At 59.5% G+C, this 13027-nt stretch carries 10 protein-coding genes; 2 read left to right on the forward strand and 8 right to left on the reverse strand.

Annotated elements, in window-relative coordinates; all coding sequences use genetic code 11:
• Positions 1-35 precede the first annotated feature (35 nt).
• The gene (locus tag CAF77_RS06225) at positions 36-3839 is read right to left on the reverse strand and encodes a hypothetical protein (RefSeq protein WP_085654171.1); all 3804 of its coding nucleotides are present in this window, start codon (positions 3837-3839) and stop codon (positions 36-38) included.
• A 128-nt stretch (positions 3840-3967) separates the two neighbouring features.
• The gene (locus tag CAF77_RS06230) at positions 3968-5074 is read right to left on the reverse strand and encodes a PilT/PilU family type 4a pilus ATPase (RefSeq protein ID WP_085654172.1); all 1107 of its coding nucleotides are present in this window, start codon (positions 5072-5074) and stop codon (positions 3968-3970) included.
• A gap of 125 nt (positions 5075-5199) precedes the next feature.
• On the opposite strand from CAF77_RS06230, the gene CAF77_RS06235 reads away from it, so the two are divergent.
• Together CAF77_RS06235 and CAF77_RS06240 are read left to right on the forward strand one after the other, a co-directional pair.
• The gene (locus CAF77_RS06235; RefSeq protein WP_085654173.1) at positions 5200-7737 is read left to right on the forward strand and encodes a PAS domain-containing protein; all 2538 of its coding nucleotides are present in this window, start codon (positions 5200-5202) and stop codon (positions 7735-7737) included.
• 49 nt (positions 7738-7786) lie between these two features.
• Entirely contained in the window at positions 7787-8062 is a 276-nt protein-coding gene (locus CAF77_RS06240) for a peptidylprolyl isomerase (protein WP_007952044.1), read from the forward strand.
• A gap of 49 nt (positions 8063-8111) precedes the next feature.
• Here CAF77_RS06240 and CAF77_RS06245 read toward each other — a convergent pair whose 3' ends face one another.
• The 6 genes from CAF77_RS06245 to CAF77_RS06270 form a co-directional block, all read right to left on the reverse strand.
• Positions 8112-9047 carry a sugar kinase gene (locus CAF77_RS06245; protein WP_064381347.1) on the reverse strand — a complete coding sequence of 312 codons (936 nt, stop codon included), beginning with the start codon at positions 9045-9047 and terminating at the stop codon, positions 8112-8114.
• Positions 9047-10267, reverse strand: a complete 1221-nt coding sequence (locus tag CAF77_RS06250) for an amino acid deaminase (RefSeq protein WP_064381345.1) — start codon at positions 10265-10267, stop codon at positions 9047-9049. Before CAF77_RS06250 ends, CAF77_RS06245 begins: the two co-directional genes overlap by 1 nt.
• Before the next feature lie 39 nt (positions 10268-10306).
• On the reverse strand, positions 10307-11071 hold the full coding sequence (locus CAF77_RS06255) for an IclR family transcriptional regulator (RefSeq protein ID WP_064381344.1): 765 nt from the start codon (positions 11069-11071) through the stop codon (positions 10307-10309).
• Between the two features lie 78 nt (positions 11072-11149).
• Entirely contained in the window at positions 11150-11539 is a 390-nt protein-coding gene (locus CAF77_RS06260) for a RidA family protein (protein WP_007912330.1), read from the reverse strand.
• A gap of 31 nt (positions 11540-11570) precedes the next feature.
• On the reverse strand, positions 11571-12368 hold the full coding sequence (locus CAF77_RS06265; RefSeq protein WP_064381342.1) for an amino acid ABC transporter ATP-binding protein: 798 nt from the start codon (positions 12366-12368) through the stop codon (positions 11571-11573).
• Entirely contained in the window at positions 12365-13027 is a 663-nt protein-coding gene (locus CAF77_RS06270) for an amino acid ABC transporter permease (RefSeq protein WP_011334481.1), read from the reverse strand. The genes CAF77_RS06265 and CAF77_RS06270 overlap by 4 nt, the downstream gene beginning before the upstream one ends.

A 13027-nucleotide genomic window follows, 5' to 3' on the forward strand; every position in this document is an offset into this window, starting at 1 on the left:
CTGTGCCAGGAGCGCTGTTCTGTAATGCAGACGGATCATTCAGGTCGGTTCAGGGTCAGCACCACCGGGTCGGCAATCGCACCGGTGCGACGGGTCGCGAGACAGGCTTCAAGCGTGTAGAGGTTGCGCTCGAATTCCGGTTTGTCGGTGTAGTACTGGCCAAGCAACGAGATGACCAAGGCCAGTGAGTCAGCGTTTTCAACGGCCTTGGCTGCCGAGTGGTATTGCGTCGTGGCGCCGTCCTCATCCATCGCAAGTCTGCCGCTGGCAAGATTGAGCAGCGACGCAACGTTCAGCATCTGGTCAGCCTCGCCACTCTTGGCGGTATCGCTGGCGTAGCTGACATCTTCAGTCTGCGCTGCACCGTGCAGCATCTCGTGAATCAGGTCATCCGCCACTACAGCGTGGTTGTAGGCGTGCCCGATGAAATGAGCGTTCAGATTGCGCGTATAGATTTCCATGAACATCACCTTGGGTCGCTCGTTGGCACTGGCGGCGATCCATTGCCGGTACAACTGCGGATTGAAGGAGGCGATATTGCCGTTGTCCTTGTACGGGTCAAGGATCAGATTGCTCAGTGAAAAACCGGCGAAGTCCGTGCGGATCAGCTTCAGGTATTTCAACAACCGGTCCTTGGCATCCGAGGTATTGCTGCCTAGAAAGGCCTTGATGATGAAATCCCGTTCCTTGGTGAAATCATGATCGCCAAGGGCCTTGATCGCCTGTTCGATCTTCGCCTTGGCCTTCGGCAAGCTGTTCTCGATGACGGCCCGGGTGTAACTGATCGGCAGTGTTTTATGGAATTGGCTCACCCTGAAAGGCGAATCGATCGCGAAATGGCTCAGCTTTGGCCCCCAGGCCTTGCCCGTGCGATCAAGTGCGTACCAATGGAAGTCTTCGCGTGCAGCCAGAACGGTCAGGGTGTCGGCACTGACCGCTTTCGGGCGCCAGGTGCCTTGTCCGACGATCGCGTTGTGACGGGTACCGAGCAGTCGCCCGGATTTGTGAGTGCCTTTGATATGACTCATCTGTGATTTGGCCAGCGCAATGATTTCCTGAGTCTGCCGACTCAAACGCATCCCGCCCTTATAGACCAGCTTGCCCGTGCCGCGCACGACTGAAGGCAGGTCATCCAGCGGGTTGAAAATGGCAATCCCGGTAGCAATTGCCAGCTTGGCGAGGTGCCCCAGTCTGGTGGTCAGCGAGGAAGCCTTTGACACGATCGAAGCTGTTTTGCTGGCAACACCCGCAACGGTGCCCACCAGTGCAATGGCATCCATGGCGCAACCGTAGAGGCCGTCGACCACCAGATTGTGTTCGCCGGAACTGAGGTCCTGAATGCAGCGTTTGAATGGCACGGCGAGATCCACGATGTAGGTTGCCACCACTTCACCCTTTGCCCGCTCACGTTCGAGTTCCGTGGGCACAGTAGCGGCCGCCCGCAGTTGCTCAAAAGTCATCAACGGATGCCGCGACACGACAAGAGCCGAAATCTGCTCGATCCGCGGGTCAGAGAAATTCTGGTACTCGCTGTTTTTCGGTTTTGAAGGCGTGGTCGGTGCAGACAACACAATCAACTTGTCGATAATCGCTTCGCTGCGCGTGACTTTGAAATCATTCGCCACGCCTTCGATGTAGCACTTGATATTGATCGGCAACCGCTGTTTGGGAGTCGGTGCTACATGGGTCTTCAGATCGCCCTTGAAATCCACCCGGGCCGGGGCCTGGAGCTTGCCACTGCTGACGATCAGTCTGGCCAGTTCATCGTTACGGTGGATTTCACCCCGCAGGGTGAACACTTCATAGCAACTCGTTTTGCCGCCATGGGTGGCACACATGACAACACCGAACCGTCCCGTCGCGGCATCCTTTGCGGCCTGGCTCTCGACGGGCTCTTCTCGGGTCAACGGCCCGCCTATTGGAGTGGTACGAGTGATGACGGCAGAGTCGCGTACGGTCAGAAACGTCAATTCACCGCGCAGCACATCCTGCAGGTCGAAATAGGACATCCGCGACAGCGCCAGCTTGAGGGTTGTGGCCAGGGCTTCGTTCAACTGGTCCAGATGACTGCGCAGCTGACGGATGAATTCGACATTGTTATCTACCAACCGCAGCAGTTGTGGATAGCGACGGTAAATGCTCTCGACCGATGGATCGTGAAGTGCAGGTCTGCTGCCGGTGATCTGGGATAGCAGATCGGGCGTCTTGCTGTCTGGAAAGACAGGGCGAAAGTTCCACTGCTGTGTTGTGAGATCGCCGGACATGTGCAGATCGATCATCGACATGGTGGTCGGGGACGCCCCAAGTCCAGGACGCTGATTGAGCCGCGGCTTTTCCAGAAAGTCGCAACCCGGGGTGGCAGGCTCCAGCGCTGCCCTGGCGATGGCCCTGCGGTCAGGCAGTGGCGTGGAATAGGCAATGCTGACCTGAGAGAAATTAGCCACGTACTGCTGATAGGCGACGATGGCCCGCTGCGTTGTCGCCTGCTCGTCCTGCTTCAGCTCGGTTTCAGTGACGACTGCGTTGATCAACGCCCAGTCCACGATCGGATCGATCAATGCCAGCGTATGCACATCGGCCAGCGCCTGACTGACTGGCTCCAGCTGCGCATACGCCATGATCTGCGCATAAGTCATCACACGCGCAGCGCCTTGAACGACTGCTTCGACCAAAGCGACACCCCGACAGAACGCCACCCACTCGAGTGATCCGATCGTGATGGAGGTCGGAATCTGCCTGACAATGAATTCAGGGGCAACCTGTGCCAGACACAAGTGAATCGCCAGCGGTGCCGAATCGTGCCTGACCCATTGATTGCTCACCATATGATCACGCAATCCCTCCAGGACAACCGATGCCGGCCTGCCGAGATAACGGGGCGAGTACATCTCGTAACTGCCGACAGACTTTCTGTTCTGCGGCTTGCCGATAAATGGATTGATATCCAGCAACAGCGCGGTTATCAACAGCTGGTCAAGTTGCGACTCGGACATCGTCTGCCCCGCCTGCGAGCCATACCAGCCCAACCGCTGCAGGCATGAGCGCGCCCAGTCCTGCGATATCGAATGGCCAATGACTTGTTTTAACAACACCGCTGCATTGTCATGTACTGCAACCCCGATCCGGGAACCCGACATCAAACTGTCCAACAACCTGGATTGACTGGATAATTGCCGAGACGTGACGTTTTTGATCGCCAGGCATTGTTCGGAAGACAGCGTAATGAATGATTGATCGTCCACGATGAGTTGCCCGTTATAGTTCCCAAGTTCATCAACTTCCGGAAAATCGAACTCAAAGTAAGCAATCAGATTATTCAGCTGAGCGGCCGTAGTGGGCACATCATAGCCATGAAACCCCAGCCATTGTTCCACGGTAAGTTCGTTGTCTGTCCATACATACCCACCCGTTTCCCTGGCGATATCCGTTATCAGCGACAACACCGAGTGATCGAATCCCAACCCTTCGCGATTCTTGTGATCCTTGAAATCAATCCAGCCATCTGGAGCGAATACTTCCATTTTTCCCGACTGAGCAACGCAAATCGGCGGTCGGTCCTGCTGCGTCAGGCCCAGCAACAGACTTCGCATGGCAACTGTTTGGGTCAAGCGACTCAAGAGCGCCTTGCCAGGCGCATGAATCAAATCCAGAGAGGAGTTCTTTTGCAATTCGATCTGGTAGTCCCATCCCAGAATTTTCTGGTCTGTCGCACTGTTCGCCAGACTCAACTTAAGTTCCGCCACTACCAGATTGCGCTCTAACGCATCAGCATCAAGGCGCTGTTGTGCGTCTATACCGGCTGCATACTTGAAAAATTTCTCGTTCGTTTTATAGCTCATAGCTCCCTCATGAATAACAATGTATGCCTGCTTGGCGGAGGCGATCCTACTTCCACCCAACAAACTTTCCAGCCGTTATTCATGAGACAACATTTCAATCAGACAAACAGAGGCTGAAATCAATCCCTTCAATCAGCCAACCCCCACTCACCCGCACTTGAAGTGGGCGTCTCGCCCTGGCGCTCCAACTTCAACTTCAACTTCAAATTATTGATTGAGTCCGCATGTTTAAGTGCCTCCTGCACACTTAAAACACCTTCAACCACCAACTTGTAAAGTGCGTCATCGAAAGTCTGCATGCCCAGCTCTGTGGATTTTTCCATGATGACTTTCAACTCGCCCAGTTCATTGCGACGAATGAGGTCGGCAATGGTGGGTGACCCCAACATGACTTCCACTGCCGCCCGTCGCTGGCCATCAAGCGTGCGTACCAGACGTTGGGAAACGAAGGCCTTCAAATGATTGCCTAAACTGTGCAGCAATTGCGGGCGACGCTCTTCGGGAAAGAAATTGATGATCCGGTCCAGCGCCTGATTGGCGTTGTTGGCGTGCAAAGTCGACAGGACCAGATGCCCGGTTTCGGCGAAGGCCAGCGCATGTTCCATGGTCTCGCGGTCACGGATCTCGCCGATCAGCACCACGTCCGGTGCCTGGCGCAGGGTGTTCTTGAGCGCAGCGTGAAAGCTGCGGGTATCGACCCCGACTTCGCGCTGGTTGATGATCGACTTTTTGTGGCGATGGATGTATTCCACCGGGTCTTCAATGGTGATGATGTGCCCGCTGCTATGGCGATTGCGATGATCGATCAATGCCGCCAGCGAGGTCGACTTGCCCGAGTCCGTAGCACCGACAAACAGGATCAGCCCCTGTTTGAGCATCACCGTTTCCAGCAATACCGCTGGCAATTTGAGGTCTTCGAATCGCGGAATGTCGAGTTTGACGTTACGGATCACGATCGACACGTCGTTGCGCTGTTTGAAGATGTTGACCCGGAAGCGGCCGATCCCGGTGCGGGAAATCGCCAGGTTCATTTCCAGATCCCGGTCGAACTCCCGTCGTTGTTCGGCGTCCATCAGGGAGACGGCGATAGTGGCCACCTCACCGGGTTTGAAGGGCTGCTCGCTCAAGGGCGTGAGCACCCCGTCGAACCGCGCACTGGGTGGTGCGCCCGTGGACAGGAACAGATCCGAACCGTGACGGCTCGCCAGTTGTTTGAGCAGTGCGTCGATTTCCATGGCCAAAAGCACCTGCGAAGCTTTCAATGAACACAAGACCGCGCCGTGACGCGACGTGCCTTACAGCGTCTACCGCACTAGGATAGTAGACGCCGCCTCACCGACCGACGCTCAGGATTGATGTGATGAACGCTGTACCGAACACCAACGACGCCCAGACATTGATAGCCCGAACCGACTGGAGCCGCAGCCCGCTGGGCGCCGCCGGCACCTGGCCTCAGAGCCTGCGCACCGCGGTGGACATCGTGATTCACTCGCCGATGCCGATGCTGCTGTTGTGGGGCCCGCAATTGACCCAGATCTACAACGACGGCTTCGCGCTGCTGGCCGGCAACAAGCATCCGCACGCTTTCGGACAACCAGCGCACCAGATATGGCCGGAACTCCGAGACTTTACCGACCCTATTTACAGCGCCGTCCTACAGGGCCAGGTACGAACCTACAGCGAACGATGCTTCACCCTGCAACGGGACGGCCAGGAGTCCGACTTCTGGCTTGACCTGACCTACAGCCCGATCCGCGACGAAAGCGCGCAGGTGGCCGGAATTCTGGTCACCGCCATCGAAACCAACGAACGGCGACGCATTGCCCTGGAACTGCAACAACGCTCCGAAGACAGCCTCAAGGCCCAGCGCGAAAGCGAAGAGCGCCTGCAACTGGCGCTGGCAGCCACCGATGCGGTGGGCACCTGGGATTGGGACATCGGCGAAGACCGCTTCATTGCCGACGCGCATTTCGCCCAGTTGCACGGTGTCGATCCCGCGCTGGCCGGTCAGTTGCCGATCAGCGAGTATCTGCACGGCGTGCACCCCGAAGACCGCGCAATGATCGCCCGCAGTATCAAGCATTGCATTACCCACGGCACCGAATACGCCGAGGAATACCGCCTGCTGCAGGCCAACGGCGAGCTGCGCTGGGTGTTCGCCCGCGGGCGTTGCTACAAGGATCATCATGGTCGGCCGACGCGCTTTCTCGGCGCTGCGCTGGATCTGACCGAACGCAAGCACACCGAACAGGCATTGCGGCAAAGTCAGACCGAGCTGCAACTGATCATCAACGCCATGCCGATCCTGATCAGTTATGTCGACCACGAGGAACGCTTTCGCCTGAACAACGCCGCGTACCTCGACTGGTACGGGCTCACGCCGCAGGAGCTGTACGGTCGCACGATCCGCGAGGTGATCGGCGAAGAGGCCTATTTCCTGCGGGCGCCGTACATCGCCGAAGCCCTGGCCGGTCGCCCCTGCTCGTTCAGCCTGTACACGCCGCACCGCGACGGCAGCCAACGGCATGCCTTGATGAATTACCTGCCGCGCCACGGTGCGGATGGAGCAGTGAACGGTTTCTACATCTTCGTGATCGACGAAACCGAACGAAAAAAGACCGAAGAAGCCCTGCGCAACCTCAATGAAACCCTTGAGGAGCGTGTGAGTGCGCGCACCGAACAACTGGCTCAGGCCAACCAGCGCTTGCAGAACGAGATGTTCGAACGCGAGCGCGCCGAAGACGCTCTGCGCCACGCGCAGAAAATGGAAGCGGTCGGCCAGCTTACCGGCGGCATCGCCCACGACTTCAACAACATGCTGACCGGCATCATCGGCAGCCTCGACCTGATGCAACGCTACATCGCCAGTGGCCGCGCCGATGAAATCGGCCGTTTCACCGATGCGGCGGTGTCCTCGGCCAACCGCGCGGCCGCGTTGACCCACCGCCTGCTGGCGTTCTCCCGGCGTCAGTCGCTGGATCGCAAGACCCTCGACGTCAACGAGCTGATCCATTCGCTGGAAGATCTGATCCGCCGCACCAAGGGTGATCCGATCGAGCTCAAGTTGCGCCTGGCCGACAATGTATGGCCGGTCAGCACCGATGTCAGTCAACTGGAAAACGCCCTGCTCAACCTGGTGATCAACGCCCGCGACGCCATGCCTGACGGCGGTGAGCTGCTGATCGAAACCGCCAACGTCTACCTCGACGGCAACGACATCACCACCCTCGAACCGGTCAAGGCCGGTGATTACCTGATGCTGGCGGTGAGCGACAACGGCACCGGCATGACGCCTTCAGTACGTTCCAAAGCGTTCGATCCGTTCTTTACGACCAAACCCATCGGGCAAGGCACCGGTCTCGGCTTGTCGATGATTTATGGCTTTGCCCAGCAATCGGGTGGGCACGTCAGCCTCGACAGCCTGCCGGGCCAGGGCACCTGCGTGCGCCTGTACTTGCCGCGTTTGTATGCACTGGAAGCGGAGCTGCCGGCAATCGAAGCGGTTGCCGAGGCTCCGGCTGTCGCCACTGGCGAAACCGTGGTGGTGGTCGAGGACGATCCGGCAGTGCGCATGCTGGTCATGGACCTGCTCAAGGAGCTGGGTTATCGCGCCCATGAGGCCGAAGATGCCAAGGGTGCCCTGCCGTTGCTCGAATCCGACTTGCGGGTTGACCTGCTGGTGACCGACGTCGGCCTGCCGGGCATGAACGGTCGGCAAATGGCGGAGATCGCCCGTCAACATCGTCCGGGGCTCAAAGTGTTGTTCATGACCGGTTACGCGCAGAAAGCCGCCGAGCGTCAGGGCTTCCTTGAGGACGGCATGGACATGGTCGCCAAGCCGTTTTCCATCGAGCAACTGGCCGGCAAGATCCGCACGATGCTCAGCCAAAACCCGTGACTTGAGGCATAATCCGCGCCCGCCGTCACCCCGCTACAGGTATTGCACGATGAAAGCCCAAGCCCGCCACATTCTGGTGAAAACCGCCGAAGAGGCTGAAAAACTCAAACAGCGCATTGCCAACGGTGAAGCGTTCGATGTGCTGGCGAAGAAATTTTCGACCTGCCCGTCCGGCAAGCGCGGCGGCGATCTGGGTGAAGTGCGGCCGGGGCAGATGGTCGGTGCGATCGATGCGGTGATCTTCAAGAAACCGCTGCGCACCGTGCACGGGCCGATCAAGAGCAAGTTCGGGTATCACCTGGTGCAGGTGTTTTACCGCGACTGATCCAGCACCCTGAAGGCGCGAGTTTCGGCAGCGCCTTCAGGGATCGGAATCAATCCTTGGGGATCAGCGCACCAGGCACTTGAATGACCTGACTGGCCAAGCGGTGTCCCGCATCCGCCGCCTGCGCCGGGCTTGCGCCGGACAAACGACTGGCCAGGTACGCCGCACTGAACGAATCCCCCGCCGCCGTGGTGTCCACCACTGTCTCGACCTTCTGCGCCGGGACTTCAAACGCTTCCCCGTCACAACGGATCAAGCACGCTTCGGCGCCACGCTTGAGCACCACTTCCGGCGTGCCGATCTGCGCGTACGCTGCAAACACCGCGTCACAGTCTTCGAAATGGAACAGCGCCTGTTCGTCGTCCACCGTCAGCAATGCCAGATCGACGTGAGGCAACACGCTGCGATACGCCGCTCGCGCCTCCTCCACTGAAGCCCACAGGCGTGGGCGGTAGTTGTTGTCGAACACGATCCGCGCGTCACGCTGGCGGGCCTCGATCAAGGTCTCGATCAGTTTTTCCCGACCCAGGGCTCCGAGTACCGCCAGCGTGATACCGCTGAAATACAGCACGTCGTAATCCGCCAGCGCCGCCAGAATCGGTGCGGCGGCTGGCGTAGTGAAGCAGTCGCGCACAGCGGCTTCGTTGCGCCAGTAAAGGAAACGACGTTCGCCGGCAGCGTCCGTTTGAATGCAATACAGGCCCGGCAAACGACCGGGCAAGCGCTGGACCAGATCCAGACCAATGCCTTCGTCGGCCCATATGCGGCACATCGCGTCACTGAAACTGTCGTCGCCCAGCGCCGTGACGTAATCGACCTGCGCCTTGTCGCCCATCGCGCGGGACAGATAGACCGCCGTGTTCAGCGTGTCACCGCCAAAGCTCTGTTGCAGGCTGCCGTCGGCACGTTGCTGGAGTTCGATCATGCATTCGCCGATCAGGGCGATGCGCGGGGTGTTCGGACCCAAAGGACTGAGCGCGATCATCAGAAACAGGTTTCCATGGTTTCGATCACCGACAGTTGCTCGTCCACCAGCAGCCCCACGCGCCACTTGTCGAAGGTCAGGCATGGGTGCGAAGTGCCGAAGGAAATGATGTCGCCCACGCGCAACTCCACGCCCGGCGCCACGGTCATGAACGCATGCTGGTCCATCACCGCCGTCACTTTGCAGGCGCCGACATCGTCGCCCACCGCCGGCAGCACACCGGCCTTGTAACGTAGCAACGGCACCGGCATCCCGGCATCGAACGCCACGTCACGCTTGCCCAGGGCAATCACCGCGAAGCCCGGCTCCGGCAGCGACTGCACGTGGGCCCAGACTTCCAGCGCCGGACGCAGCCCTTCGTGCAGGTCACTGCGACGATCGAGCACGCAGCACTGCGCCTCCTTATAGATGCCATGGTCGTGAGCCACGTAACTGCCGGGACGCAATACGCTGAGGAAACGCCCGCCAGCATTCTGCGCTTCGAACGACTCGGCGATCAGGTCGTACCACGCCGAACCCGACGCAGTGATGATCGGCTTGGCAATGGCGAATGCGCCGCTGTCCTGCAACTGCACGGCCAGGCGTACCAGCGAAGCCGCGAATTCACGGATGCCGCTGACGGCGTGATCGCCATGGATCACGCCTTCGTAACCTTCGATACCGGTCAAGGCCAGCGCCGGTTGCGTACCGATAGCCTTGGCCAGTTCAATGACTTCCTGCTCGCTGCGGCAACCGCAACGGCCGCCGACCACGCCGTATTCGATCATCACGTTCAGACGCACACCGCGCGATGCGAAATAAGCGCCCAGATCGGCGACGTTGTCCGGGTGATCGACCATGCAATAGAAATCGAAGCCGGAATCGGCCGCCAGCAGATCGGCAATCAGCGCCATGTTCGGCGTACCGACCAGTTGGTTGGCCATCAACACCCGGCGCACGCCGTGGGCGTAAGCAGCTCGGGTCTGGGTGGCGCTGGCCAGGGTGATGCCCCACGCGCCGGCTTCGAGCTGACGACGAAACAGCGCCGGGGTCATGCTGGTCTTGCCGTGGGGCGCGAGTTCGGCGCCGCTGTTGCTGACGAACGTCTGCATCCAGCGGATGTTGTGCTCCAGCGCTTCGCGGTGCAGCACCAGCGCGGGCAGGCTGATGTCACGCACCAGTTGCGCGCCGAGGGCAGCATCGCCCTTTTCCACGGCAGCAGTGTTGTTGGCAGTCGTCATGGTCGAACTCCTCACAGTCGCGCCCGCAGGCAGGCGCGGTTATTCGTTGATTCGCCGGGCGAGGCTGTTGGCGCTCTCGATCAAGACCCGGCGATAGTCGTTGTAATTGTTCTTGGCATCGGCACGCGGGGCGACGATGCACAGGGTGCAGATGGCAACGCCTTGAGGGTCTTTGACCGGGGCGGCGAAGCAGTGGGTAAAGGTGTCGGCGACACTGTCGAAGGAGAAGAAACCGTCGATGCCGGCCTGACGGATTTCCGCCAGAAAGGTTTCCATCGGCAGGCGTTCGCCATCCGGCAGGATGAAGTCGTCGGGGTCGATCAAGTCGCTGATCTGCTGGTCACTAAAGTGCGCCAGCAGCAGGCGTCCCGAGGCGGTCCACGGGATTGGCGCGTTTTCGCCGATATCGGAAGAAATGCGGAAATGCCGCTCGCCCTCCTTCATCAGTGCCACCGTGTATTTGCGCCCGTTAAGCAGGCACATCTGCGCGGTTTCCCGGGTCTGGCTGACGATCTCCTGCAAGGCGTGATCGGCCTCGCGACTGAGGTCGAAATGGCGCAAATGCGCCTGGCCGAGGAAGTACAGCTGACGACCGAGATAGACGTGACCGTCCTTGCCCACCGGCTCCAGAATCCGCCGCTCGAGCAATGACGCCACCAGTTCGTAGACCGTGGATTTCGGGCTGCCGATGCCGTTGGCGATGTCATTCGGGCGCAGTGGCTGGCCGATTTCCTTGAGGAAATCGAGGATATCGAACGCCCGGTCCAGACCGCGTGCCCGGCGCTTGATGGTGTCTTCGGTCATTTCAGTGGTTCCCATTCAAAGTGCCGGGAGTTTATCGCGAAAGATCGCTCCCACGCTCTGCGCAGGAGCGGTCGATACTCAAGCCTTCTTCTTGTACGCAATGCAGTCGATCTCGACCTTGCAGTCGACCATCATGCTCGCCTGCACACAGGCCCGGGCCGGTGCGTGTTCGGGCTTGAAGTATTCGCCGAAGACCTTGTTGAAACTGCTGAAATCCCGCGGATCGTCCAGCCATACGCCGGCACGTACCACGTCTTCCAGGCCGTAACCGGCCTCTTCGAGAATCGCGATCAGGTTCTTCATGGTCTGATGCGTCTGCTCGACGATACCGCCCACAATGATCTCGCCATCCACCGCCGGCACCTGCCCGGAAACATGCAGCCAGCCATCGGCTTCAACGGCGCGGGCGAATGGACGCGGCTGGCCGCCAGCGGCGGTGCTGCCGGTGCCGTAACGAGTAATGCTCATGGGTGTTTCTCCTGATTGAAAAAGTGAAAAGTCAGAACCGCGTGCTTTTGAGAAATTCCGCCAGCCGCGGCGATTGAGGACGCTCGAACAGTTCCTTGGGAGGCCCCTGCTCTTCGATGCGCCCCTGATTCATGAAAACGATCTTGTCCGAAACCTCGAAGGCAAAACGCATTTCGTGGGTCACCAGCAACATGGTCATGCCGTCCTCTGCCAGCCCTTTGATCACGTTCAGCACTTCGCCGACCAGTTCCGGGTCGAGGGCCGAGGTGACTTCGTCGAACAGCATCAGGCTCGGGTTCATCGCAATCGCCCGGGCAATCGCCACGCGCTGCTGCTGACCGCCGGACAACTGGCCGGGAAAGTGATTGCGCCGCTCCAGCAGACCGACCCGTTCCAGCCATTTCTCGGCCAGGACCACGGCTTCGTCCTTGTGCATCTTTTTGACTTTCAGCAGGCCGAGCGTGACGTTCTGCAACGCGGTGAGGTGCGGGAACAGGTTGAATTGCTGGAACGCCATGCCGGTCATCGCCCGATGACGGGCAATGACTTTTTCCGGGTGGCGCACGCGTTTGCCGTTGAGTTCGTCATAGCCGATGGATTCGCCGTCGAGCAGGATCTGCCCGCCCTGGAATTCCTCGAGCATGTTCACGCAGCGCAACAGCGTGGTCTTGCCCGAGCCGCTGGAGCCGATCAGCGTCACCACGTTGCCGCGCTGCATGCTCAGATCGACGCCCTTGAGCACTTCGACCGCGCCGTATTGTTTGTGCAGGCCACGGATGTCCAGCAGGGGCTGAGCGTTCTGGAGGTTGGAAACTTGAGCTTGAGTCATGGCAGGGCCACCCGCTTTTCAATGTGCCGGCCGAGTAATTCGATGCCGTAGTTGATGACGAAGAACAGAAAACCGGCGAACAGGTAAAACTCCAGAGTCATGAACGTCCGGGCGATGATCTGCTGGGTGCTGAGCAACAGCTCGGCCACACCGATCACCGACAGCAAGGTCGAAGCCTTGACGATTTCCGTGGACGAGTTGACCCAGGTCGGCAGGATCTGCCGCAGCGCTTGAGGCAACAGCACGTAACCGAGGGACTGATAGAACGTCAGGCCAATGGCCTTGCCGGCTTCCATCTGCCCGCGTGGCAAGGCCTGCAACGCGCCGCGCACGATCTCGGCCACGTGAGAGCCGCAAAACAGCGTCAACCCGAGTGCGCCGGCCTGAAACGCGCTGATCTGCCAACCGAGCGCCGGTGCCATGTAGAAGCAGGCCAACACCAGCACGAACACCGGCGTACCGCGAATCAGGTCGACATAAAAGCGGAACGGCGCGCGCATCCAGAACTTGCCGTAGGTCAGCACCAGCCCGGCAAAGACGCCGATGACGGTGCCGAACAGAATCGCCAGCGCCGACACCTGCACGCTGGTCAGAAAGCCCTGCCACAAGGCTTCGCGAGCGATCCACAACTCATGCAACCAACTAGGGGATTGGTACAT

Source organism: Pseudomonas sp. R15(2017) (assembly GCF_002112685.1).
Taxonomy (GTDB): Bacteria; Pseudomonadota; Gammaproteobacteria; order Pseudomonadales; family Pseudomonadaceae; genus Aquipseudomonas; species Aquipseudomonas glycinae.